Below are 22882 nucleotides of genomic sequence, written 5' to 3'. Positions count from 1 at the left end.
CTCCCCGCTCCCCCCCGCCCGGGTGGTAGCGACGCCGCGGTGGGGGCCGGCGGACCCGCGCCCGACCGTCGTCAGGCGATCACCAGGGGACGACGCCGTCGTCGGAGAAGAAGCCCCCGTTGGGGCCGTCGTCGGGCAGCGACGCCAGGCGGATGGCGGCTGCGGCGCCTTGCTCGGGGGTGCGGGTGCCGCGGAAGCCGTTGAGGTCGGTCGCGACGAAGCCCGGGCAGCAGGAGTTGACCAGGATGCCGGTGCCCTCGAGCTCCTTGACGTACTGGATCGTCACGGCGTTGAGGAACGACTTCGACGGCGAGTACGCCGCCGAGACCGGCCCGGTCTCGGTGCCGGGGGTCGTCTGCAGGGTCAGCGAGCCGACGCTGCTGGAGACGTTGACGATGCGCGGGGCCGCGGACCGACGCAGCATCGGCAGCACCGCGTTGGTCACGCGGATGACGCCGACGACGTTGGTCTCGACGACGGCGCGCATCGTCTCCGGCGTCACGCGGGTGGGCAGCTGCTCCGGGCCGCCGGTGATCGCGGCGTTGTTGACGAGCACGTCGAGGCCCCCCTCGGCCTCGAGCTGCGCCGCGGCGGCCGCGGCGCTCGCGTCGTCGGTGACGTCGAGCGGTACGCCGAACGCGTCGGCACCGTCGGCGCGCAGCTTGGCGACGGCCTCCTCACGGCGTACGGCGTCGCGGGCGCCGACGCCGACGCGCCAGCCGAGGCGGCCGAGGCCGGCGGCGATCTCGTAGCCGATGCCCTTGTTGGCTCCGGTGACGAGGGCGACGACGGGACGGTCGCCGGTGGGTGTGGGAGTGGTCGGGATGTCGGGGTTGGTGGTCATGCGTCCGAGCGTGTCCGCCGGCGTCGGTCGGCTCCAACACCGATCCGGTCACCACCGATACCGCACGGGTATCGCCCCAGGTCAGGGGTAACCTGGACGAGGTGGAGACCCGGGAGCTGCGCTACTTCGTCGCGGTCGCCGAGGAGCAGCACGTCGGCCGGGCGGCCGAGCGCCTCGGGATGGCCCAACCGCCGCTCTCGCGTGCCGTCGCCCAGCTCGAGCGCCGGCTCGGGGTGGTGCTGCTCGACCGCACCCCGCGCGGCGTGACGCTGACCCCGGCCGGCGAGGTGCTCCTCGGCGAGGCACGGGCGGCGCTGGAGGCGGTCGAGGCCGCCGAGCGGCGTACCCGACGAGCGGCCCGCGAGGCCACCGGCGGACCCGCGGTGGTGCTCACCGCCAAGGCCGGTGCCTCGAGCGAGCTGGTCGCCAAGCTGCTCGACGCCTACGCCGCCGAGCCCGACGCCGTCGAGGTCGAGGTGCTGCTGTGCGGACCGGGGGAGCAGGGCCGGTTGCTCCGCGACGGCCACGCCGACGTCGCCCTGCTCCACCTCCCCTACGACGACCCGTCGGGCCTCGACACCGAGGAGCTCGCCTCCGAGGGACAGGTGCTCGTGCTGCCGGCCGGGCACCCGCTCGTCACCCGCACCGAGATCTCCCTGGCCGAGGCCACCACGCTGCCCGACCTGCCGACCCCGCGCTGGCCCGACCGCGACGGCACGTACGCCGCCGGGCCCGGGGCCGAGGTCCGCGACCACACCCAGCTGCTCCAGCTCGTCGCGCTCGGCCGAGCGTCCGTCGTCCTGCCCGACTCGGTGCGGGCGCAGCTGAACGAACAGCTCACGGCGGTGCCCGTCCCCGACGCCCCCACCGTCCATACGCTGATCGCCTGGCCGCGGCACAGCCGGTCGCCCGGCGTGGCCGGGCTGGTGCGCACCGCCACCCGGCTCTGATGCGGCTCTGACCCGGCTCTGACCCGGCGCTGACGGTGGTCGAGCCGGGCGAGCGCCAGCGAGACTGAGTCGAGACCGGCGCGGGAAGGCACCCCGCCCGGCCCGCCCGGCGGGCACTAGGGTCGTGCCGTGCCCTACGAGCCCTCGCTGCCGCCGGAGTCCGCCGCCACCGACGACCACGTGCTGGCCGCCTGGCTCGCCGAGGAGGCCGGACGTCGCCTCCTCGAGGTGCGTGCTGAGGGCCTGACCGGGCGCGAGCTCAAGGACGCGGGTGACGCAGCGGCCCACGAGCTGCTGATGACGCTGCTCGCCGAGCACCGGCCGGACGACGCCGTGCTGTCGGAGGAGGGCAAGGACGACAAGGTCCGGCTGACCTCCGAGCGGGTCTGGATCATCGACCCCCTCGACGGCACCCGGGAGTTCTCCGAGCCGCCGCGCGACGACTGGGCCGTGCACGTCGCGCTGTGGGAGCGCGGTGCCGACGACCTGACCGCGGGCGCCGTGGCCCAGCCCGCCCTCGGCGAGACGTTCACGACCGGCGCGCCGCCCGTCGTACCCCCGAGCACGAGCGAGTCGCCGCGGATCGCGGTCTCGCGCAGCCGCCCGCCGGAGTTCGTGCACGGCTTGGCCCGCGAGCTCGACGCCCAGCTCGTCGCGATGGGCTCGGCCGGGGTCAAGGTGCTCTCCGTCGCGCGCGACGTCACCGACGCCTACGTGCACGCCGGCGGCCAGTACGAGTGGGACAGCGCCGCACCCGTGGCCGTCGCCCGGGCCGCCGGCCTGTTCACCAGCCGCATCGACGGCAGCCCGCTGCGCTACAACCAGGACGACGTCTACCTGCCCGACCTCGTCGTGTGCCGTCCCGAGCTGGCCGACCGCATCCTGGCCTGGATCGCGGAGAACGACATCTCCTAGCGGTGGCGGCGCTCTCGACGTCGTGCAGGTGCTGGTGTTCCGCTGAGAGCGATAACGCCTTGCCCCACCGGTCGGGGCTGCGTTGGCTGGGGCGATGACGTCGTACCTCTCGCACACCACCATCGACTGCCACCACGCCTACGAGCTCTCCGAGTGGTGGAAGCCCGTGCTCGGCTGGGTCGACATCGAGGGCGACCCCAACGAGCCCGGCCACGAGGAGTGCATGATCCGCGACCCCGAGAGCGGCCAGCAGCTGCTGTTCCTCGAGGTGCCCGACGCCGAGCTGCCGGCCAAGCGGATCCATTTCGACATCGCCCCCCGCGAGGGCGCCCGCGACGACGAGGTCGCCCGCCTCCTCGCCCACGGCGCCGTCGAGGTCGCCGACCACCGCGGCATCTACGGCCCCGGCAGCGGCTGGGTCACCCTCGCCGACCCCGAGGGCAACCAGTTCTGCGTCATCCGCAACCAGGCCGAGCGGGAGGCGAACGGGGGCTGAGCGGCCGGGCGAGATTTCACCGGTGGACCGGGGAAGTCTGAACTTCCCAGTCAATGCATTGCCCGGGAAGTTCAGGTTCTGCCTGGGGCGTGGTGCGTCTGGTGCGTCAGGGATGCATGTGACTGCCGGGGCCGGGCGTCTGCGGATTTCATCGGTTCACCGGTGAAATCCCGACACTGCCCTGACACCACGAGCCCCACAAGCCCCAGCGCCCGCACCAGACCCAGGACCTACGGCCGCACCTGCAGGATCCGGTCGTCACCGTCGGCGGGTACGCCGCGCCCGTCGCGGTTGCTGGTGGTCACCCAGAGGGTGCCGTCGGGGGCGGCGGCGACGGTGCGCATCCGGCCGTAGGTGCCGACGAAGAAGCTCTCCTGGTCGACGGCGCGACGGCCGTCGAGGGTGACCCGCCACAGCCGCTCGCCCTGGAGGGCCGCCATCCAGAGCTCACCGTCGAGGTGGGCCAGGCCGGAGGGGGAGGCGTCGCCGGTGGCCCAGGTCTGCTGGGGGTCGACGAACTCGGGGGCGCCGCCCTCGCCCTCGACCTCGGGCCAGCCGTAGTTGGCGCCGGCGTCGATCCGGTTGAGCTCGTCGAAGGCGGAGTCGCCGAACTCCGAGGCCCACAGACGGCCGGCGTCGTCGAAGGCGAGGCCCTGGACGTTGCGGTGGCCCCAGGAGTAGACGGGGGAGTCGAAGGGGTTGCCGGGGGCGGGGTCGCCGTCGGGGGTCAACCGCAGCACCTTGCCACCGAGGGAGTCGCGGTCCTGGGAGATCTCGGGTTCGCCGGACTCGCCGGTGGAGACGTAGAGGAACCCGTCGGGACCGAACGCCAGACGGCCGCCGTCGTGGATGGACGCGTTGGGGATGCCGTCGAGGAGCACCTCGGTCTCGCCGAGCCGGTCGTCGGTCAGCGGCGCGCGCAGGACCCGGTTGTCCTCGGCGGTGGTGACGTAGAGGTAGACCAGCGAGTCCTCGGCGAAGTCGGGGGAGAGGGCGACGCCCAGCAGCCCGCCCTCGCCCGCGGGGACGGCCTCGTCGACGACGCCGAGCTCGGTCACGTCGCCGGCCGGCGTGACGCGGAGGACCCGGCGGCTGTCGCGCTCGGTGACGATGGCGTCGCCGTTGGCGAAGAAGTCGAGCCCCCACGGCGCCTCGAGGTCGGTCGCGATCGTGCCGACGACCTCCGGCGGTCCGCCCGGGGCGGACGACGTCGGGGGAGGGGGCGGCGGGGTCGACGCCGGGTCGGAAGGGGTGGTCGGCGACTCCGACGCCGGCGGCGTCGTCCCGGAGATCTCCAGGTCGGTCTCGTTGCCGCCCTGGTCGCAGCCGGCGACGAGGAGGGTCAGGGCGAGCGCGAGCGCCGCCCCACTGCGGGTCCGCACGCGCGTCAGCCGACCTTCGTGAGGAACTCGAGCAGCAGCCGGTGCACGACGTCGGGCTTCTCCATCTGCACGAAGTGGGAGGCACGCAGCTCGACGTACTCGGCGTCGTCCATCCGGGCCGCGGCCGACTCCATGTGCCGCGAGCCGGCGAGCAGGTCCCAGCGGCCGGCGACGAACATCGCGGGTACGTCGATCGAGCTGAGCGAGACCCGCATGTGGCGCGACGTGCTCAGCGCGAGGTGGCAGTACCAGTCGACGGGCGTGGTGAGGAACTCCTTGATGGCGACCGCGGCGAGCCCGGGGTCGGCGACGGGCAGCATGAACCCCGAGTGTGAGATCAGCGCGACCACGCGGGGGCCGACCGGGAGGGCGCGGACGATCGGGGTGAGCGGCTTGCCGGCCAGCGACATCACCCGCGAGAGGTTCACCGTGAGGGCGCGTGCGACCACCCGCGGCAGCCGCAGCGGGGCGAGCATGGTCGAGAACGTGTCACCGGGCACGCCCGCGACCGCGAAGAGCCCGGTGACCCGCTCGGGGTGGCGGGCGGCGAGCTCGAACATCGTGTTGACGCCCATCGACCAGCCCATCAGCACGGCGCGCTCGATGCCGAAGTGGTCCATGACGGAGAGGCCGTCCTCCACGAAGTGCTCGACCTCGACGTGGGTCGGGTCGACCGGTCGCTCGGACCCGCCGACGCCGCGGTGGTTCCACGACACGACCCGGACACCGCACCCGGGGTCGAGGAGCGCGGGCCAGCACCAGGCGTTGGTGCCGAGGCCGTTGCAGAGCACGACGGTCGGACCGTCGATCAGCCCGTCGGGGTCGTTGGTCCACGCCCGCAGGTGGGTCCCGTCGTCGGACAGGATGTCGCGGAAGGCCGGTGTCGCAGCCGTGACGGCGTGCGCGGCGGAGGTCGGCATGGCGCCGATTCTGCCCCACCGGAGGGCGTCAGGCGTGGTGCGCGTGTCGCCGCCGGGTGGCGTGGGGCGTGTCGTCGGACGTCGGGGCGGCCATCGCTGCGGACATCGGTGCGGACAGCGAGGCGAGGTAGTCGGCGACGTCCTCGCGCTCGGCGCGGCGCTTGGCGCACGAGGTCGAGGCGATCATCGCGTTGCGGCGGGCCTGCTGCTGGGAGGCGACGGGCCAGTCCTGGAGGCGTTGCACCAGACCCCGGAAGGGGCCGGTCGAGAGGGGGGTACCGAGCATGGGACGACGCTACGCCCGCATCCGCCGTCTGTCGTGATCCTGGCGTGACGAACACGTGAACACGGCCGGGATCACCCGGTTCAGTCCGGCACGGGCTCGCGCAGCACCCCGGCCTGCCGGGTCGCGCCGATGCTGGCGGCGACGACGCAGCCGACCGCCGCCCACTGCAGCACGCTCAGGGTCTCCGAGACCACGAGCAGGCCGGCGAGTGCCGCGGCCGCGGGTTCGAGGGACATCAGGATCCCGAACACGGCCGGTCGCAACGAGCGCAGCGCGACGAGCTCGCAGCTGTAGGGGATGACCGACGAGAGCAGCCCGACGGCCGCGCCGAGCAGCAGGATCCGGGGGTCGAGCATCCCCGCGGCGGCGTCGCCGACGAGCAGGAACGGCGTGACCAGCACGGTCGCGACGACGCTGGCCAGCGCGAGCCCCTCGAGGCCCTCGAAGCGGCGTCCGGTGGCCCCCGACAACAAGATGTACGACGCCCAGCACGCCCCGGCCAGCAGCGCGAACAGCACCCCGACCGGGTCGAGGTCGGCGCGCTCGGCCCCCAGCAGCGCCACACCGACCGCGGCCAGCCCCACCCACACCAGGTCGCGGGCCCGGCGCGAGCCGGCGACCGCGAGGGTGAGCGGGCCGATGAACTCGATGGTGACCGCGATCCCGAGCGGGATGCGCGCGAACGCCTGGTAGATCGCCAGGTTCATCAGGCCCAGGCTGGCCCCGAAGCCGAGCAGCACGGCGAGGTCCTGCCGCGACGGTGCGTGCAGGCGCGGACGGGCCCAGGCCAGGAGGATCACCGAGCTCGTGGCGAGGCGCAGCCAGACCAGCGCCGAGGGCGAGACGTCGTCGAACAGCGACTTGGCCACCCCCGCGCCCAGCTGCACCGACGCGATCCCGACCAGCACCAGCACGATCGGGGACGGGCGGGGCACCGGGCCACCGTAACGACGGCCCGGACGTCGTCCGTCGACGGTGGTCGACCGGGCGCGCGCCAGCGAGCCCGGGTCGAGACCCGGCGAGGTGTGCATCCTCCGGTGGTTTCGAGACGGTGGCTGGCGCAACCTCCTCGACCAACGGTGGTCACCGACCCACGGTGGTCGAGGGAAGGCAGCCAGCAGGGGGCCTCGGCTCGCGCAGTCCTCGTCCGCGCGGCTCGACCACCGTCACCTCGGTGTCTCGCGCGCACCGGTCCCGCCACGGGCGACGGGGTGGCGCACCTAGGCTGGAGGCATGAGCGAGAAGCCCGACATCAAGCCCCGCTCCCGCGACGTCACCGACGGACTCGAGAGGGCGGCCGCGCGCGGCATGCTCCGGGCCGTCGGCATGGGCGACGACGACTTCGCCAAGCCGCAGATCGGCGTGGCGTCGTCGTGGAACGAGATCACGCCCTGCAACCTCTCGCTCGACCGGCTCGCCAAGGCCGTCAAGAACGGCGTCCACGCGGCGGGTGGCTACCCGCTCGAGTTCGGCACGATCTCGGTCTCCGACGGCATCTCGATGGGCCACGAGGGGATGCACTTCTCGCTGGTCTCGCGCGAGGTCATCGCCGACTCCGTGGAGACGGTGATGATGGCCGAGCGGCTCGACGGATCGGTGCTGCTCGCCGGCTGCGACAAGTCGCTGCCCGGCATGATGATGGCCGCCGCCCGGCTCGACCTGTCCTCGGTGTTCCTCTACGCCGGCTCGACGATGCCCGGCAGCGTCGACGGCCGTGACGTCACGATCATCGACGCCTTCGAGGCCGTCGGTGCCTGCCTGGCCGGCAAGATCAGCCGCGAGGAGGTCGACAAGATCGAGCGCGCGATCTGTCCCGGGGAGGGCGCCTGCGGCGGCATGTACACCGCCAACACGATGGCCGCCGTCGCCGAGGCGATCGGGATGTCGCTGCCGGGCAGCGCCGCCCCGCCGGCCGTCGACCGCCGCCGCGACGGCTTCGCGCACCGCTCGGGCGAGGCCGTGGTCAACCTGCTCCGCGAGGGCATCACGGCGCGCCAGATCATGACCAAGGAGGCGTTCGAGAACGCGATCACCGTGGTGATGGCCCTCGGTGGCTCCACCAACGCCGTCCTCCACCTGCTCGCGATGGCCCGCGAGGCCGAGGTCGACCTCACCCTCGACGACTTCAACCGGGTCGGCGACAAGGTCCCGCACCTCGGCGACCTCAAGCCGTTCGGGCGCTACGTGATGAACGACGTCGACAAGATCGGCGGCATCCCCGTGGTGATGAAGGCGCTGCTCGACGCCGGCCTCATGCACGGCGACTGCCTCACCGTCACCGGCCGCACCATGGCCGAGAACCTCGAGGCGCTCGCGCCGCCGCCGCTCGACGACGACGTCATCCGGGCGATCGACCGGCCCATCCACGCCTCCGGCGGGATCACGATCCTCACCGGTTCGCTGGCCCCCGAGGGTGCGGTGGTGAAGTCGGCCGGCTTCGACGAGTCCGTCTTCGCCGGCACCGCGCGCGTCTTCGACGGCGAGCGCGCCGCGATGGACGCCCTCGCCGCCGGCCGCATCGTCGCCGGGGACGTGGTCGTCATCCGCTACGAGGGCCCCAAGGGCGGCCCCGGCATGCGCGAGATGCTCGCGATCACCGGCGCCATCAAGGGCGCCGGGCTCGGCAAGGACGTCCTGCTGCTCACCGACGGCCGATTCTCGGGCGGCACGACCGGGCTCTGCGTCGGGCACGTCGCCCCGGAGGCCTCCGACGGCGGCCCGATCGCGTTCGTGCGCGACGGCGACCCGATCACCCTCGACGTGCTCAACAAGACCCTCGAGGTCGAGATCGACGACCTCGAGGCGCGCCGGGTCGGCTGGGAGCCGCTGCCGCCGAGGTACACCCGCGGGGTCCTGGGCAAGTACGCCCGCACGGTCACCTCCGCTGCGCACGGCGCGGTCACCTCCTGACCGCGCCCGCCCGCTCCACCGACCGCGACGCCCTCGCCGCCCGCGCGGTCGTCGCGGCGGTGCTCCTGCTGCTGGCGACCGCGGGCGTCGTACGTCTGGTCGACGGCGACGACGGTGCCCGGGCCTCTGGTCGCGCCGGCACGTCGGCCAGGGAGGGCGCCGGCCCGTCGGGTGCGCCGTCGGCGACGGCCCCGTCCTCGCGCCGGCCGGCACGGGCGGCGCCGCCCACCCACGCCGCCAACGGCCGGATCTTCGGCGAGGGCCGGTTCCTGGTCGCCTACTACGGCACCGGCGGGACCGGCTCGCTGGGCGTGCTCGGCGAGACCGACCCGGCCACCATGCACCGGCGGCTCACCGCGGCCGCCCGGCCGTTCGCCCGGTCCGGGGCCGTGGTCCAGCCCGTCTACGAGCTGATCGTCACGGTCGCCGACGCGACCCCCGGGCCCGACGGCGACTACAGCCACGACGTCTCCCGCGCCGTGGTCCAGCAGTACGTCGTCGCCGCCCGCCGCGCCGGCGCCCTGCTGCTGCTCGACCTCCAGCCGGGGCGGGCGCGCTTCGTCGACGTCGCCCGCCGCTGGGAGTGGGCGCTGCGCGAGCCGCACGTCGGGCTGGCGCTCGACCCCGAGTGGCGGATGGGCCGCGACCAGGTGCCGGGCGAGGTCATCGGCTCGGTGCGCGCGAGCGAGGTCGACCTCGTCTCGGGCTGGCTCGCGGGCCTGGTCCGCCGGCACCGGCTGCCGGAGAAGCTCTTCGTGCTGCACCAGTTCCGCACCGACATGGTCCAGGGCATCGACCGGGTCGCGGCACGCCCCGGCCTCGCGATGGTGCAGCACGTCGACGGGTTCGGCACGCCGGGGCAGAAGCTCGCGACGTACACGACCGTCGAGCGGGCCGAGCAGTTCCACATGGGCTTCAAGCTGTTCTACGACGAGGACGTGCCGCTGATGTCGGCGCGCGACGTGCGCCGGCTCAGGCCGGCCGTGCGGTTCGTCAGCTTCCAGTGAGCCCGCCGTGCCGCACCGCGACCCGGGCCCGGGCGCGCAGCGGCAGCAACGCGCCGAGGAACGTCAGGCCCAGCCCGAGCCCCACCAGGTAGGCCGCCACCCCGAAGTCGGTGTCGATCTCGACCAGCGCGGCGAGGTGCGCCAGCAGGCCCAGGCCCGCGCTGATGGCCAGGATCGGCCGGACCACCCGCGGGTTGACGCCGGTCGGCTTCTTGCCCAGCGCGACGAGCACGGTCGCGACGACGGCGAGGACGAGCACGACCCAGCCCAGCCACCCGAAGTAGGCCTCGGCGACCGGCCGGTCCACGAACCCCTGGTCCCGGGCGGCCTCGCCCAGGTCGCTGAAGGTGACCCAGTCGTCGCCCTGGGCCCAGGAGAGGAACCCGTAGCCCAGGACGCACAGACCCGCACCGATCGCCGTGAGCACGATCGCCACGACCTGGGTGGTGTGCTTCACGATCCCGGCCGACGCCGTGCCGGCGTGGGGTGCCCAGCCGGGCTGGCCGGCGTACGGCTGCTGGCCGGGCGGTGCCGCGTACGACGGCTGGGCGCCGGGTGGGAGCCGGTGCACGATCCGCGGGCCGAGCGCACCGGCGATGGCCAGCAGGACCGCGCCGCCGACCCACAGGTAGAGGCCCGTCGAGGGCTGCACCTCGGAGGCGAGGAACGTCGGCACGGGCCCTCCGCCGGGATCCACGGGGATCGTCGTGGGCGCGTCGCCGCCGCTGGACGGCGTGAAGCCGAGGCTGTAGACGGCCAGCACGGCGGCGCACCCGGCGGCGACCGCGACGACCACGGCGGCGATCCGGGCGGCGTTGGTCAGTGCCGCGCGGCGCAGCCCGACGGCGGCGGCGAGCACCAGCACGACGCACGCGACGGTGAGCACGATCGCCAGCAGGGGGAAGAAGAGCTCGGCCCACGGACCCACGTCAGGACCCGCGGGGTCCGGTCCGGTGACGTCCTCGACCGTGTCGACGGCGTCGAACAGGCTCGTGTACTCCTGGCGGTTCTCGAGCGGGCCGACGGTGTCGGGCTCGTAGGAGGCGAAGAGCTGGGTCTCGACCCAGTCGAGGAACAGCGAGACCACCATCGTCAGCGCGCCCAGGAGCGCGAGCGGGAGGGCCCAGCCGAGCTTCTCCTCGCGCACGAGCCCGGCCGAGCCGGGGTCGACGTCGACGTAGCCCGTCGGGCCGGGTGCCGCGTGGGGTGCCGGCGGCGGCGCGTAGGAGGCCGGCGGTGGCGCGTGGGTGGGCGGCGCGTGGGTGGGCGGCGCGTGGGTGGGCGGCGCGTGGGTGGGCGGAGGAGGGCGGCTGCCGTCGTGGGGCGCCGGCTGGTCGCCGGGGGTGCTCATGGGGTCACCCTTGCCCACGTGGTCTCAGAAGTAGTCGCGCACGTGCCGCGGGCGGCCACCGAGGAGCGCGTCGAGCAGCGCGTCGTGGGTCGTGGCACCGGTGAGGTGGCCGGCCATCCGGAGGTTGGCGCACGACTGGGCGCCGGCGTAGGCGAGCGCGAGGCCCTGGGGCGTGAACGTCGGCACGTCGTCACCGACGACCGCCCGCTCGCACACCCCCGGCTCGTCGCCGAGCGTGAGCCGGTAGCCACCGTCGGCCACGCCGAGGGGGTCGCCGGTCACCGCGAGGTCGACCTCGGCCGCGACGCCCGGCAGCTCGAGGCCGGCGGCGGCGAGGGCCCCGGCGGGGTCGCTGACGCGGAGCATGTAGGGGTTGCGGCCGACGACGTCCCAGGTGGCGGTGGGCAGCACGAGCCGCGCGGGGTCGTCGCCGGAGGTGCGCACGCGGACCGAGCCGACCACCGAGGTGTGGCTGCCGAGCATCCGCCACAGCGCGCGGTAGCCGTCGGCGGTCACGGCCACCAGGTCGTGCACCACGAGCCGGGACGACGTGGGGTCGTAGCCGTCGCCGCGGTCCCACACGGCGTAGCCCACGACCCGGTCGCCCTCGACCGCCAGGCTCACCGCGGTGACGTCGTCGAGCAGCTCCTGGTCGGGTGCCGCGAACCGCGGGCCGGTGCGGGTGAGCGGGCCGTTCTGGGCGGCCGCCCACACGTCGTACACGTCCTTGACGGCGGGTACGTCGTCGACCCGGGCGCGCCGGGTGCGCGTGGCCGCGGGCGGACGGACGGCGGCGAGCTCGGCGGTCGCGAGCTCGACGGTGTCGTAGGACGCGACGAGCTCGTAGCCGAGCGGGCGGTAGATGCCGGTGGCGGTCGGGAAGAGCGTCGAGAGGACCTCGCCGCGCTCGACCGCGGCGCCCAGCGCCGCCTCGAACACCGCGCGGAGCGCCCCCTCGCCCCGCCTCTCGGACGCCACCGCCACGCTCGCCACGCCGCACGTCGGCACCCGCGCGCCGTGCCACCAGGACTCGTAGGAGTGCCCCGCCACCCGCGCGACCAGGTCGTCGCCGTCGACGGCGAGCCACACGTCCCGCCCGGCCGGCAGCTCGGTCGGCACCGGCGGCGGGCTGCTGCCCGGTCGCCGCCCGAACGCCTCGGCCGACAGCCGGTTGGACGCCGGGAGGTCATCGAGGGTGAGGCGGCGGATCTCCACGGGTCGCTGTCTACCGTCCGGACCGGCCGGGTGTCGACCCGGTTGTCCCCGCCGACGGTGGTCGACGCTGGTCGAGGAAGGGCCGTGCCGGGTGTCTCGAGACGGTTCCTAGCGGAACCTCCTCGACCAGCGTGGATCACCGGCGGCGGTCGAGGAGGCGCGGCGTACGGCTACCGACGCTGGTCGAGGAAGGCGCGCTAGCGCCTGTCTCGAGACCACCGGTCGACCAGCGTCGGCCGGCTGGTGCGGCGCGGCTACTGTCGCCGACGTGAGCGAGCTCGACGCGCGGGACCCGTTGGCGGCGTACCGGGACCGGTTCGTGGGGTCGGAGTCGACGCTCGTCTACCTCGACGGCAACTCGCTCGGCCGGCCGCTGCGGGTGACCGGGGAGCGGCTGCGCGGCTTCGTCGAGGAGGAGTGGGGCGGGCGGTTGATCCGGGGCTGGGACGAGTCGTGGTTCGCGCTGCCCGAGGTGGTCGGTGACGAGATCGGCCGGGTCTGCCTGGGGTCGGCGGCCGGTCAGACCGTCGTCGGCGACTCGACGACCGTGCTGCTCTACAAGGCGATGCGGGCTGCGGTCGCGCTGCGGCCCGGGCGCACCGAGATCGTGCTCGACCGCGACAACTTCCCCACCGACCGCTACGTCGCCGACGGCGTCGCGCGCGAGTGCGGCCTGACGCTGCGCTGGATCGACGTCGACACCAGCGCCGGCGTCACCGCCGAGCTGCTCGCCGAGGCCGTGGGGGAGCGGACGGCGCTCGTCGTGCTCAGCCACGTCGCCTACCGGTCGGCGTGGCTCGCCGACGCGCCCGCGCTCACCCGGATCGCCCACGACGCCGGCGCCCTCGTGCTCTGGGACCTGTCGCACTCGGTCGGCTCCGTGCCGACCGACCTCGACGACTGGGACGTCGACCTGGCGGTCGGCTGCACCTACAAGTACCTCAACGGCGGCCCGGGCTCGCCGGCGTTCGTGCACGTCGCAGCCCGGCTCCACGACGAGATCACCCAGCCGGTGCAGGGCTGGATGGGGGCCAGCGACCCGTTCCTGATGGGGCCGACGTACGCGCCCGCCGCCGGTGTGCGCCGGATGCTCTCCGGCACCCCGCCGGTGGTCGGGATGCTGGCGCTCCAGGACATGCTCGCCCTCGTCGACGAGGTCGGCATGGACGCCGTCCGCGCCAAGTCGGTCGGCCTGACCGAGCACGCCATCGCCGTGGCCGCCGAGCTGCTGCCCGACGCCACCCTCGCCAGCCCCCGCGACGCCGGGCGCCGCGGCGGCCACGTCACCCTGGAGCACCCGCTGATGCGCGAGGCCACCGCCGAGCTGTGGCGCCGCGACGTGATCCCCGACTACCGCGACCCCCACGGCCTGCGGCTCGGGCTCTCCCCCCTCTCGACGTCGTACGCCGAGGTCACGCGTGGCCTCGAGACGGTGCGCGAGGTGCTCGACAGCCTCGCCCCGTGACCAGCGCGACGAAGGCCCCGAGGACGCCGATCCCCTCGGAGCTGCGGGTCCTGATCGCCTCGGCGTTCGTGATCGCGATCGGGTTCGGGCTGGTCTCGCCGGTGCTGCCGGCCTACGCCCGCAGCTTCGACGTCGGGGTCGCGGCGGCCTCGGTCGTGGTCTCGGTGTTCGCGTTCTTCCGGTTGCTGTTCGCACCCGCGGGCGGCGCGCTGGTGACCCGGCTCGGCGAGCGCCCCGTCTACGTCACCGGGCTGCTGCTGGTGGCGGCGTCGTCGCTGGCCACCGCCTTCGCGCAGTCCTACGCCCAGCTGCTCGTCTTCCGCGGGCTCGGCGGCATCGGCTCGACGATGTTCACCATCTCGGCGATGGCCCTGCTGGTCCGGCTGGCGCCGCCGACGATGCGCGGCCGGGTCTCCTCGGCCTACGCCAGCTCGTTCCTCATCGGCGGCACCCTGGGCCCCGTGGTCGGCGGTGCGCTGGCGACGTTCGGCCTGCGCCTGCCCTTCGTCGTGTACGCCGCCGCGCTCGTCGTCGCCGCGCTCGTGGTCGCGATCCGGCTGTCCGGCACCCGGTTGCGCCAGGTCGACCCGGCCACCCAGGGCCCACCGATGCGACTCGGCGAGGCACTCGGCGACGCGGCCTACCGGGCGTGCCTGGCCTCGGCGTTCGCCAACGGCTGGTGCAACTTCGGCGTCCGGGTGGCGGTGCTGCCGCAGTTCGCGGTGGCGGTGCACGACGAGACCTGGGTCGCCGGCGTCGCGCTGGCGCTGGCCGCGCTCGGCACCGCGCTCACGCTCCAGGTGGCCGGCCGGGTGGCCGACTCGGTCGGCCGTCGTCCGCTGGTCGTCGTCGGGCTCGGCGTGACCGCCGTGGGTCTCGGCCTCGTCGGCCTGAGCGGCGACCTGGTGCTGCTGCTCCTGCTGTCGGCGCTGTCGGGAGTCGGTGCGGGGCTGGTCAACCCGGGTCAGCAGGCGGCCGTGGCCGACATCGTCGGCACCGAGCGCAGCGGGGGCACGGTGCTGAGCACCTTCCAGATGGCCCAGGACGCCGGCGCGATCCTCGGGCCCGTGCTCGTCGGCCTGGTCGCCGACCGCGCCGGCTACGACTGGGCGTTCGGCGTCACCGCGCTGGTGAGCCTGCTGGCGCTGCTGCCCTGGCTGGTCGCGGACGAGACCCTCGGCCGCGAGCCGCGGTCGGGTGCGACGCTGGACCCGTGAGCGAGCCCTCCCGACCGACGTCCAGGCGCGCCCGCGTCGCGGCCGGCCCGACCGTGCTGCGGCGCTCGCGCCGGACCCACGACGGCAACCGCCTCAAGGGCGCTCCGCGCGCCGCGGTGGTCGCGGTCGCGATCATCCTGGGCTCCCGGGGCGGGATCATCGGCGCCGCGGTCGGCCTCGTGGTCGGCGTGGCGGCGGTGATCGCGATCCACCGCGCCCAGTCCCGCGTCGCGGTCGAGATCCACGACGACGGTCTCGTGCACCGCCGCGTGCTGAGCACCCGGCACTGGGCCTGGGACGAGGTCGCCTCGGTGCTGCACGCGACGCGCGTCTCGGGCACGTCGGTGCAGCCGGAGGCGACCTGGGTGGTGCCGCGCGGTCGCCGCGGACGGCGGCTGTTCCAGCTGACCTCGACGACGTGGCCGGCCGACGCGCTCGCCACGCTGGTCGAGCGGGTCGGTGCACACGCGCCGGTGGTGCGCGAGGACGGGCCCGCGACGCTGCGGGAGGTCGCGGGGAGCCACCGCGGCGCCTTCTCGCTGGCGCAGCGCCGTCCGGTCGTCTACTCGGTGGTGGTCACCGTCGTCGGCCTCGCCGTCGTGCTGGGCGGCTCCTACGCCGCCCACGAGCTGCTGGGCCGCGCGGGCTGACCCACCCTCCTGGGTCGTCGCAGCCGGGGGGAGGCCCTGCCAGGCTGACGGCATGCCGATCCGCTATCCCGCCCCGCTGCGTCCGGGCGACACCGTCGGCGTCACGGCCCCCTCCAGCGGGGTCGGCGCCGAGCTGCGTCCGCGTCTCGACCACAACGTGGCCTGGCTCCGCCGGCGCGGGTACGACGTCCGGGTCGGCGAGTGCCTCGGCGACGACGGCCCCGTCTCGGCGCCCAAGGCCCAGCGCGCGGCCGAGCTCATGCAGCTGTTGCGCGACCCGGCAGTCCGCGCGGTCGTGCCGCCCTGGGGCGGTGAGCTCGCCATCGACCTGCTCGACCAGCTCGACTGGGACGAGCTCGCCTCCCTCCCACCCACCTGGCTGGTCGGCTACTCCGACCTCTGCTCGCTGATGCTGCCGTTCACCACCCGCCTGGGGTGGGCGACGGTCCACGGCACCAACCTCATGGACACCGCCTACCGGCAGCCGGAGGGGCTGCTGCACTGGACCGAGCTCGTCTCGGGCGGCGGCCCCTTCGACCAGCGCAGCCCCGGCAGGCACCGGGTCGGCACCTGGGACGACTACCGCGCCGACCCGGCCGTCGAGGAGCTGACGCTCGAGGGCACCGGCGCCTGGGAGGTCGTGGGCGGGGGCGGGGTCGACGTGACCGGGCGGCTCGTCGGCGGCTGCCTGGAGATCGTGTCGCTGCTCGCCGCCACGCCGTACGGCGACGTGCCGGGCTTCGGGCGCGCCCACCGCGACGACGGACTGGTGGTCTTCCTCGAGGTCGCCGAGGCCGACCCCTACACGGTGGGCCGCTCGCTGCACTCGCTGCGGCTCGCCGGCTGGTTCGACGACGCCACGGCCGTCGTCGTCGGTCGTACGCCGGCACCCGACGCCGACGGCTGGACCCAGCGCGAGGCGGTGCTCGACGCCCTCGGCGGGCTCGACGTGCCCCTGGTGCTCGGTGCCGACATCGGGCACACCCAGCCCTGGATGCCGCTCGTCACCGGTGCCGTCACCCGCGTCGTCGTCGACGCGACCGGCGCGGGGACGACCCAGGTCCTGGCGTGAGCCTGCTGCCCCCGCCCCCGGCGCCGTCGGCGGGCGCGTCGACCGACGACACCGTGGCCTGGGTCGCGACCCACCTCGGCGACCTCGCCCGCGAGGGCGCCGACGGGATCCAGCCTGGGGTGGTGCGCGGCGGCCAGGCCGCGGCCGACGCAGCCCTGGCGGGGCTGGACATCGGCGGCTACGCCCGCTCGCGCAGCACCGTGCTGCCCGAGTCGCGCCGGGGGGCTACCCGGGTGTCGCCGTACGTGCGGCACGGCCTGATCACGCTCCCCGAGCTCTGGGACGCCGTCGCGGGCAGCCCCTCGCGCGACCGGGGCCGCTACCGCGACGAGCTGCTGTGGCAGGAGTTCGCGCGCCACCTCTACGCCCGGCTCGGGGCCGACCTCGGCCGGTCGCTGCGGCGCGAGCAGCCGCGGCCGGACCCCTGGGAGGAGCCGCTGCGGCGCGACATGGCGTGCAGCGACTACCTGGTGCGGGCGCTCACCGAGGACGGCTGGCTGGTCAACCAGACCCGGATGTGGCTCGCCTCGCAGTGGTCGGTGCGCGGCGGCGGGGACTGGCGCGCGGGGGAGGACGCGATGTTCGCGCACCTGCTCGACGGGTCGCGGGCGGCCAACCGGCTCGGCTGGCAGTGGACCGTCGGCACCGGCAGCGGCAAGGCCTACGGGTTCAGTCGCTGGCAGGTCGAGAAGCGGGCGCCCGAGCTGTGCCGCGGCTGCCCGCTGCGCGACGCCTGCCCGATCCAGGACTGGCCCGAGGCCACCGTCGGCCCGCCGGTCGACGGCCCCGACCTCGCCACCGGCCCGGTTCCCGGAGGACCGGACGAGGTCGAGGGCGACGGCGGTGAGGTCGTCTGGCTCACCGCGGAGTCGCTCGGCACCGGCGACCCCGCGCTCGCCGCCGAGACCGACCGGCCGGCGGTGTTCGTCCTCGACGAGCCCCTGCTCGCCCGGCTGCGGCTGTCGGGCAAGCGGCTGGTGTTCCTGGCGGAGTGCCTCGGCGACCTGGCGGCCGAGCGCGAGGTCGAGGTGCGCCGCGGGGTGGTCGGCGCCGAGCTGGCCGGCCGGCCCCTCGCCACGACGTACGCGCCGGTGCCGGGGTGGGCCCGGCAGCGGGCACGGCTCGACGTGCGTGAGGTGCACCCGTGGCCCTGGCTGGTCCGGCCGCGCCCGGCGGCGGTGCGGTCGTTCAGCGCGTGGCGCCGGACCGCCGGACGCTGACCCCGCCGCCCCGCACCGGCGGGCGGGCCCGGGTCAGCGGTGCACGTGCGCGCGCCAGTCGGCCGGCACCCGGCCCCGGGGTCCGGGCACCGCCTGCTCCTCGGGGCGCGACGTCGGCCCCGCGAGCTCGGTGCCCTCGGGCACGCCGGCGTCGGAGCCGCTGGTGAAGTCCCAGAACCACTCCTCGCCCGGCTCGAAGCTCTGCATCACCGGGTGCCCGGTCGCGGTGAAGTGCGCCGAGGCGTGCTGGCCCGGCGAGGAGTCGCAGCACCCGACGTGCCCGCACTGCGCGCAGCGGCGCAGGTGCACCCACCACCCCCCGGCCTGGTCGCACTCGGCACAGCCGGTGCCGCTGGGCGGGACGCTGGGGTCGATGCCGTTCTCGCTCACGGCCCCTACCCTGCCACTCGTGCCCCACGACGACCACGGCCAGCCGGTCGGCGACCTCGTCCCCGGCTGGACGCCGCGGCCGTGGCCGACACCCGTCCGCCTCGAGGGCCGGTACGTCGTCCTCGAACCGCTCGCGGTAGCCCACGCGCCCGCACTGCACCGGGCCCTCTGCGGCCCCGACGACCACGCCCTGTGGACCTACCGGCCCACCGAGCCGCCCGCCGACGTCGCCGCGATGCGGACCTGGGTCGAGGCCTACCTCACCGCCCCGGCCACCGAGACCTGGGCGGTCGTGCCGGTGGGCGGCGAGGCCGGTGGGCTCACCTCGCTGATGCGGATCGAGCCGGCCCACGGCCAGGTCGAGGTCGCCGGCGTCCTCTACGGGCGGCACCTGCAGCGGACGCCGGTGACGACCGAGGCCACCCACCTGCTGATGCGGTGGGCGTTCGACGAGCTCGGCTACCGGCGCTTCGAGTGGAAGTGCGACAGCCTCAACGAGCCGTCGCGGCGCGCGGCGAGCCGTCTCGGGTTCACCCACGAGGGCCGGTTCCGGCAGCACATGGTCACCAAGGGCCGCAACCGCGACACCGACTGGTACTCCGTCACCGACGCCGAGTGGCCGGTCGTCCGCGCCGCGCACGAGCGGTGGCTCGACCCCGCCAACTTCGACGCCGCCGGGCAGCAGCGGTCCCCGCTGCGAGGGGTGACCTGACCGGGTCGGTTCTGGCAGGGTCGGCGGCGATGGACCAACGGATCAGCTTCGTCACGCTCGCCGTCGCCGACCTCGGGGTCTCGCGGCGCTTCTACTGCGACGGCCTGGGCTGGCGCCCCGACCTCGAGGTGCCCGACGACGTGGTGATGATCGCCGTCGGGGAGCACGTGGTGCTGTCGCTGTGGGACCGCGGGCACTTCGAGGCCGAGGTCGGCGCGATCGCGATGCCGCCCGGGCCCGACGGCGTACCGCCGTTCACGCTGGCGCACAACGTGGCCGAGCCCGCCGAGGTCGACGCCGTCCTGGAGGTCGCGCGGGCCGCGGGGGCGCCGCACGTGGGCGCGGCCGCCGAGCGCGCCTGGGGCGGCTACACCGGCTACTTCGCCGACCCCGACGGCTACCGCTGGGAAGTCGCCTGGAACCCCCAAGAGATCGGACGGAAGGTGCTGCCATGACCCAGGATCCCGACGACCGGACGACGCTGGCCCCGGCCGACGTCGCCGCCGAGCTGCTCGACGACTGGCGCTACCTCTCCGGCGCGCTGCACGCCCGCTTCGCCACCGGCGACTTCGCCACCGGGCTGCGGCTCGTCGCCGAGATCGGCGCCGCGGCCGAGGAGGCCGACCACCACCCCGACCTCGACCTGCGCTACCCCCTGCTCTCGGTCCGGCTCCGGAGCCACGACGTCGGCGGGGTCACCCAGCGCGACGTCCGCCTCGCCCGCGAGATCAGCCTGCTCGCCGACGGTGTCGCCCCGGCCCGGCCCGAGGAGGTCAGCGTCGTCGAGATCGCGCTCGACACCCGCGACCACACCGAGATCGCGCCGTTCTGGGCGGCCGTGCTCGGGCGCGAGGTCCCCGAGGACGGCGTCGACCTGACCGACCCCGACGGCACCGGCCTCGGGGTCTGGTTCCAGGAGGCCCCCGAGGCCGCCTCCACCGTCGACCAGCCGGTCGAGCAGCGGTGGCACGTCGACGTCGTCGTCGCGCCCGAGGTGGCCGAGCGGCGGGTGCAGGACGCGGTCGCCGCCGGGGGCACGTTGGTCAGCGACGAGCGCGCACCCAGCTTCTGGGTGCTCTCCGACGCCCACGGCAACCGGGCCTGCATCTGCACCTCCATCGGTTCGACCGAGGAGGTCGCGGCCGACGAGGTGCCGCCGGAGAAGGCCGGTGCCGACGGTGCCTGACGACGGGGACGACGACGGCGGGCTCGTCCGCCTCGACGGCCACGACGTCGAGGCCGAGCGGCTCGACGACTGGCGGCTGCTCTTCCGCCACCTGCACGCCCGCTTCGAGACCGCCGACTTCGGGACAGGCGCGCGGTTGGTGCAGGAGGTCGCCGCTCTCGGCCTCGCGGCCGGCCACCACCCGGAGGTCGACCTCACCGCCGACCACGTCGACCTGCGCCTGACCACCCCCGGCGTCGGCGGCGTGACGTCGCGCGACGTACGGCTGGCGCGCGAGGTCAGCGCGGCGGCCGCGGCCCTGGGGGCGACGCCCCGGCCCGACCGGCTGAGCGTGCTCGAGCTGGGGCTCGACACGTGGGACTGGGACGAGGTCGCGCCGTTCTGGGCGGCGCTGCTGGGCTACGAGCCCCACCCGCAGCAGGGCGGCGAGCTCAACGACCCCGACGGCACCATGCCGAGCATCTGGGGCCAGCGCACTGAGCCGCACGAGACGCCGCGGCAGCGCTGGCACGCCGACCTGCGGGTGCCGCCCGAGACCGCCGAGGCCCGTATCCGTGGTGCGCTCGACGCCGGCGGCACGCTGGTCAGCGACGCGCGGGCGCCGGCGTTCTGGGTGCTCGCCGACGCCCAGGGCAACCAGGCGTGCGTCACCACGTGGCGCGGACGCGACTGAGCGGCAGCGCCCGCCTGCCACATCGTGGGACCGCAGTCCCACGATGTGGGACCGTGGCAGACTCTCCCGCAGGCCCGAGGGGCCGACGGCTACGGTGGCCCCATGCGTGGACAGATCTCCGTACGACTGCGACGTGCCGGCTGACCGGTCAGCCGACACGTCACCCCTCGAAGCCATGTGGCCGAGGGGTTTTTTGTTGCCAGGAAACCGCCGCCGGACGGCCACCACAGACGAGGGAAGAAGTGGGATGAGCGAGATCACGGGCGCACAGAGCCTGATCAGGTCGCTGGAAGCAGCAGGGACCGAGACCATCTTCGGGATCCCGGGGGGCGCGATCCTCCCGGCGTACGACCCGCTGATGGACTCCTCGATCCGCCACATCCTGGTACGCCACGAGCAGGGGGCCGGCCACGCCGCCCAGGGGTACGCCGCCGCGACCGGGCGGGTCGGCGTCTGCATGGCGACCTCGGGCCCGGGGGCGACCAACCTGGTCACCCCGATTGCCGACGCCCACATGGACTCGGTCCCGATGGTGGCCATCACCGGCCAGGTCGGGGCGGCGATGATCGGCACCGACGCCTTCCAGGAGGCCGACATCCGCGGCATCACGATGCCGATCACCAAGCACAACTTCCTGGTCACCGACCCGGCCGACATCCCGCGCACCGTGGCCGAGGCGTTCCACATCGCCTCGACCGGCCGGCCCGGCCCGGTGCTGGTCGACGTCGCCAAGTCGGCCCTGCAGTCCCGCACGACGTTCGACTGGCCCACCGAGCTGGTCCTGCCCGGCTACCGCCCGGTGACCCGTCCGCACGCCAAGCAGGTCCGCGAGGCCACCCGGCTGATCCTGGAGTCGCGCAAGCCGGTGCTCTACGTCGGCGGCGGCACGATCCGGTCCCGCGCGTCGGCCGAGCTGCTCGTGCTCGCCGAGCTGACCGGGATCCCGGTCGTCACGACCCTGATGGCCCGGGGCGCGTTCCCCGACAGCCACGTCCAGCACCTCGGCATGCCCGGGATGCACGGCACCGTCGCCGCCGTCGCCGCGCTGCAGAAGAGCGACCTGCTGATCACCCTCGGTGCCCGCTTCGACGACCGCGTCACCGGCAACCTCGACTCGTTCGCCCCCGACGCCAAGGTGATCCACGCCGACATCGACCCGGCCGAGATCGGCAAGAACCGCCACGCCGACGTCCCGATCGTCGGCGACGTCCGCGAGGTGCTCATCGACCTCGCCGCGTCGCTGCGCTCCGAGCAGGCCGCCGGCCGCACCGGCGACTACGAGGGCTGGGTGGAGTTCCTCTCCGGCGTGCGGGACAGGTACCCCGTCGGCTACGACGAGCCGACCGACGGCTCGCTCTCCCCGCAGTACGTCATCGAGCGGCTCGGCGCGATCGCCGGACCCGACGCGATCTACACCTCGGGGGTGGGCCAGCACCAGATGTGGGCGGCCCACTACGTGAAGTACGAGAAGCCCAACACCTGGCTCAACTCCGGCGGTCTCGGCACGATGGGCTACGCCGTCCCGGCCGCGATGGGCGCCAAGGTCGGCATGCCCGGCTCGACGGTGTGGGCGATCGACGGCGACGGCTGCTTCCAGATGACCAACCAGGAGCTCGCCACCTGCGCGATCAACGACATCCCGATCAAGGTCGCGATCATCAACAACGAGTCGCTCGGCATGGTGCGCCAGTGGCAGACGCTGTTCTACAACGAGCGCTACTCCAACACCGACCTGCACTCCAAGCGGATCCCCGACTTCGTCAAGCTGGCCGAGGCCTACGGCTGCGTGGGGCTGGCCTGCGAGTCGCCCGAGGACGTCGACACCACGATCGCCAAGGCGATGGAGATCAACGACGTCCCGGTCGTGGTCGACTTCCGGGTGCACCGCGACGCGATGGTCTGGCCGATGGTCGCCGCCGGGACCAGCAACGACGACATCAAGTACGCCCGCGACCTCGCGCCGGAGTTCGACCGGGTCGAGGACGACTGGGGCACCACCGACGCGATGAACGGAGCGTGAC

General features: G+C 74.5%; 23 protein-coding genes. 15 read left to right on the top strand and 8 right to left on the bottom strand.

The window, feature by feature from the left end; genetic code table 11:
* Positions 1-79 precede the first annotated feature (79 nt).
* On the bottom strand, positions 80-844 hold the full coding sequence (locus tag AC4MBH_RS07390; protein ID WP_491793929.1) for an SDR family oxidoreductase: 765 nt from the start codon (positions 842-844) through the stop codon (positions 80-82).
* Positions 845-945: 101 nt separating this feature from the next.
* On the opposite strand from AC4MBH_RS07390, the gene AC4MBH_RS07385 reads away from it, so the two are divergent.
* From AC4MBH_RS07385 to AC4MBH_RS07375, 3 genes are all read left to right on the top strand, one after another.
* Positions 946-1794: a LysR family transcriptional regulator gene (locus AC4MBH_RS07385; protein ID WP_491793928.1), complete on the top strand. Its 849-nt coding sequence runs from the start codon at positions 946-948 to the stop codon at positions 1792-1794.
* A gap of 129 nt (positions 1795-1923) precedes the next feature.
* Positions 1924-2709, top strand: coding sequence for a 3'(2'),5'-bisphosphate nucleotidase CysQ (locus AC4MBH_RS07380; protein ID WP_491793926.1), 786 nt, complete (start codon positions 1924-1926; stop codon positions 2707-2709).
* A gap of 94 nt (positions 2710-2803) precedes the next feature.
* Positions 2804-3205 carry a VOC family protein gene (locus AC4MBH_RS07375; protein ID WP_491793924.1) on the top strand — a complete coding sequence of 134 codons (402 nt, stop codon included), beginning with the start codon at positions 2804-2806 and terminating at the stop codon, positions 3203-3205.
* A 230-nt stretch (positions 3206-3435) separates the two neighbouring features.
* Here the strand turns inward: AC4MBH_RS07375 and AC4MBH_RS07370 are convergent, their stop codons facing one another.
* The 4 genes from AC4MBH_RS07370 to AC4MBH_RS07355 all read right to left on the bottom strand — a co-directional run bounded on the left by AC4MBH_RS07370 (position 3436) and on the right by AC4MBH_RS07355 (position 6728).
* A complete protein-coding gene (locus AC4MBH_RS07370; RefSeq protein WP_491793922.1) occupies positions 3436-4587 on the bottom strand; it encodes a PQQ-dependent sugar dehydrogenase in 1152 nt (383 codons plus the stop codon).
* Between the two features lie 5 nt (positions 4588-4592).
* Complete coding sequence (locus AC4MBH_RS07365) at positions 4593-5507, bottom strand: alpha/beta fold hydrolase (RefSeq protein ID WP_491793920.1); 915 nt, start codon at positions 5505-5507, stop codon at positions 4593-4595.
* A 28-nt stretch (positions 5508-5535) separates the two neighbouring features.
* The gene (locus AC4MBH_RS07360) at positions 5536-5793 is read right to left on the bottom strand and encodes a hypothetical protein (protein ID WP_491793918.1); all 258 of its coding nucleotides are present in this window, start codon (positions 5791-5793) and stop codon (positions 5536-5538) included.
* Between the two features lie 80 nt (positions 5794-5873).
* Positions 5874-6728: an EamA family transporter gene (locus tag AC4MBH_RS07355; RefSeq protein WP_491793916.1), complete on the bottom strand. Its 855-nt coding sequence runs from the start codon at positions 6726-6728 to the stop codon at positions 5874-5876.
* A gap of 298 nt (positions 6729-7026) precedes the next feature.
* Between AC4MBH_RS07355 and ilvD the strand changes: the two genes are divergently transcribed.
* Positions 7027-8703 carry a dihydroxy-acid dehydratase gene (gene ilvD, locus AC4MBH_RS07350; RefSeq protein ID WP_491793914.1) on the top strand — a complete coding sequence of 559 codons (1677 nt, stop codon included), beginning with the start codon at positions 7027-7029 and terminating at the stop codon, positions 8701-8703.
* A 59-nt stretch (positions 8704-8762) separates the two neighbouring features.
* Positions 8763-9710 carry a hypothetical protein gene (locus AC4MBH_RS07345; RefSeq protein WP_491793913.1) on the top strand — a complete coding sequence of 316 codons (948 nt, stop codon included), beginning with the start codon at positions 8763-8765 and terminating at the stop codon, positions 9708-9710.
* On the opposite strand, the gene AC4MBH_RS07340 is transcribed toward AC4MBH_RS07345, so the two are convergent.
* Together AC4MBH_RS07340 and AC4MBH_RS07335 are read right to left on the bottom strand one after the other, a co-directional pair.
* Positions 9697-11061: a hypothetical protein gene (locus AC4MBH_RS07340; RefSeq protein WP_491793911.1), complete on the bottom strand. Its 1365-nt coding sequence runs from the start codon at positions 11059-11061 to the stop codon at positions 9697-9699. The two genes, AC4MBH_RS07345 and AC4MBH_RS07340, sit on opposite strands and share 14 nt — an antisense overlap.
* A gap of 24 nt (positions 11062-11085) precedes the next feature.
* On the bottom strand, positions 11086-12276 hold the full coding sequence (locus AC4MBH_RS07335; RefSeq protein WP_491793910.1) for a GNAT family N-acetyltransferase: 1191 nt from the start codon (positions 12274-12276) through the stop codon (positions 11086-11088).
* A gap of 268 nt (positions 12277-12544) precedes the next feature.
* Between AC4MBH_RS07335 and AC4MBH_RS07330 the strand changes: the two genes are divergently transcribed.
* From AC4MBH_RS07330 to AC4MBH_RS07310, 5 genes are read left to right on the top strand one after another with little or no spacing between them, the layout of a single operon-like run.
* Entirely contained in the window at positions 12545-13741 is a 1197-nt protein-coding gene (locus AC4MBH_RS07330) for a kynureninase (RefSeq protein WP_491793909.1), read from the top strand.
* Positions 13738-14958 carry an MFS transporter gene (locus AC4MBH_RS07325; protein ID WP_491793907.1) on the top strand — a complete coding sequence of 407 codons (1221 nt, stop codon included), beginning with the start codon at positions 13738-13740 and terminating at the stop codon, positions 14956-14958. The genes AC4MBH_RS07330 and AC4MBH_RS07325 overlap by 4 nt, the downstream gene beginning before the upstream one ends.
* A complete protein-coding gene (locus AC4MBH_RS07320) occupies positions 14955-15608 on the top strand; it encodes a hypothetical protein (protein WP_491793905.1) in 654 nt (217 codons plus the stop codon). Before AC4MBH_RS07325 ends, AC4MBH_RS07320 begins: the two co-directional genes overlap by 4 nt.
* A 52-nt stretch (positions 15609-15660) precedes the next feature.
* Entirely contained in the window at positions 15661-16680 is a 1020-nt protein-coding gene (locus AC4MBH_RS07315) for a S66 family peptidase (RefSeq protein WP_491793903.1), read from the top strand.
* Complete coding sequence (locus AC4MBH_RS07310; protein WP_491793902.1) at positions 16677-17900, top strand: FAD-binding domain-containing protein; 1224 nt, start codon at positions 16677-16679, stop codon at positions 17898-17900. Before AC4MBH_RS07315 ends, AC4MBH_RS07310 begins: the two co-directional genes overlap by 4 nt.
* Positions 17901-17933: 33 nt before the next feature.
* Here the strand turns inward: AC4MBH_RS07310 and AC4MBH_RS07305 are convergent, their stop codons facing one another.
* Complete coding sequence (locus AC4MBH_RS07305) at positions 17934-18290, bottom strand: UBP-type zinc finger domain-containing protein (protein ID WP_491793900.1); 357 nt, start codon at positions 18288-18290, stop codon at positions 17934-17936.
* Between the two features lie 19 nt (positions 18291-18309).
* Here AC4MBH_RS07305 and AC4MBH_RS07300 point away from each other — a divergent pair, with 19 nt between their 5' ends.
* The 5 genes from AC4MBH_RS07300 (at position 18310) to AC4MBH_RS07280 (ending at position 22881) form a co-directional block, all read left to right on the top strand.
* Positions 18310-19002 carry a GNAT family N-acetyltransferase gene (locus tag AC4MBH_RS07300; protein ID WP_491793899.1) on the top strand — a complete coding sequence of 231 codons (693 nt, stop codon included), beginning with the start codon at positions 18310-18312 and terminating at the stop codon, positions 19000-19002.
* 29 nt (positions 19003-19031) lie between these two features.
* Positions 19032-19457 (top strand): VOC family protein, encoded by a 426-nt coding sequence (locus AC4MBH_RS07295; RefSeq protein ID WP_491793897.1) that lies wholly within the window; start codon positions 19032-19034, stop codon positions 19455-19457.
* On the top strand, positions 19454-20188 hold the full coding sequence (locus tag AC4MBH_RS07290) for a 4a-hydroxytetrahydrobiopterin dehydratase (protein WP_491793895.1): 735 nt from the start codon (positions 19454-19456) through the stop codon (positions 20186-20188). The genes AC4MBH_RS07295 and AC4MBH_RS07290 overlap by 4 nt, the downstream gene beginning before the upstream one ends.
* Positions 20181-20861, top strand: coding sequence for a 4a-hydroxytetrahydrobiopterin dehydratase (locus AC4MBH_RS07285; protein WP_491793893.1), 681 nt, complete (start codon positions 20181-20183; stop codon positions 20859-20861). The genes AC4MBH_RS07290 and AC4MBH_RS07285 overlap by 8 nt, the downstream gene beginning before the upstream one ends.
* A 247-nt stretch (positions 20862-21108) precedes the next feature.
* Positions 21109-22881 (top strand): acetolactate synthase large subunit, encoded by a 1773-nt coding sequence (locus AC4MBH_RS07280; protein WP_491793892.1) that lies wholly within the window; start codon positions 21109-21111, stop codon positions 22879-22881.
* Position 22882 lies beyond the last annotated feature (1 nt).

This window comes from Nocardioides sp. WJ219, from assembly GCF_058559815.1.
This window is presented reverse-complemented; position numbering and strand designations above follow the sequence as displayed.

Coding starts and splice junctions, on each gene's coding strand:
- AC4MBH_RS07390 (WP_491793929.1), bottom strand. CDS start 844: ATGACCACCAACCCCGACATCCCGACCACTCCCACACCCACCGGCGAC.
- AC4MBH_RS07375 (WP_491793924.1), top strand. CDS start 2,804: ATGACGTCGTACCTCTCGCACACCACCATCGACTGCCACCACGCCTAC.
- AC4MBH_RS07365 (WP_491793920.1), bottom strand. CDS start 5,507: ATGCCGACCTCCGCCGCGCACGCCGTCACGGCTGCGACACCGGCCTTC.
- AC4MBH_RS07360 (WP_491793918.1), bottom strand. CDS start 5,793: ATGCTCGGTACCCCCCTCTCGACCGGCCCCTTCCGGGGTCTGGTGCAA.
- ilvD (WP_491793914.1), top strand. CDS start 7,027: ATGAGCGAGAAGCCCGACATCAAGCCCCGCTCCCGCGACGTCACCGAC.
- AC4MBH_RS07340 (WP_491793911.1), bottom strand. CDS start 11,061: ATGAGCACCCCCGGCGACCAGCCGGCGCCCCACGACGGCAGCCGCCCT.
- AC4MBH_RS07315 (WP_491793903.1), top strand. CDS start 15,661: ATGCCGATCCGCTATCCCGCCCCGCTGCGTCCGGGCGACACCGTCGGC.
- AC4MBH_RS07295 (WP_491793897.1), top strand. CDS start 19,032: ATGGACCAACGGATCAGCTTCGTCACGCTCGCCGTCGCCGACCTCGGG.
- AC4MBH_RS07290 (WP_491793895.1), top strand. CDS start 19,454: ATGACCCAGGATCCCGACGACCGGACGACGCTGGCCCCGGCCGACGTC.
- AC4MBH_RS07280 (WP_491793892.1), top strand. CDS start 21,109: ATGAGCGAGATCACGGGCGCACAGAGCCTGATCAGGTCGCTGGAAGCA.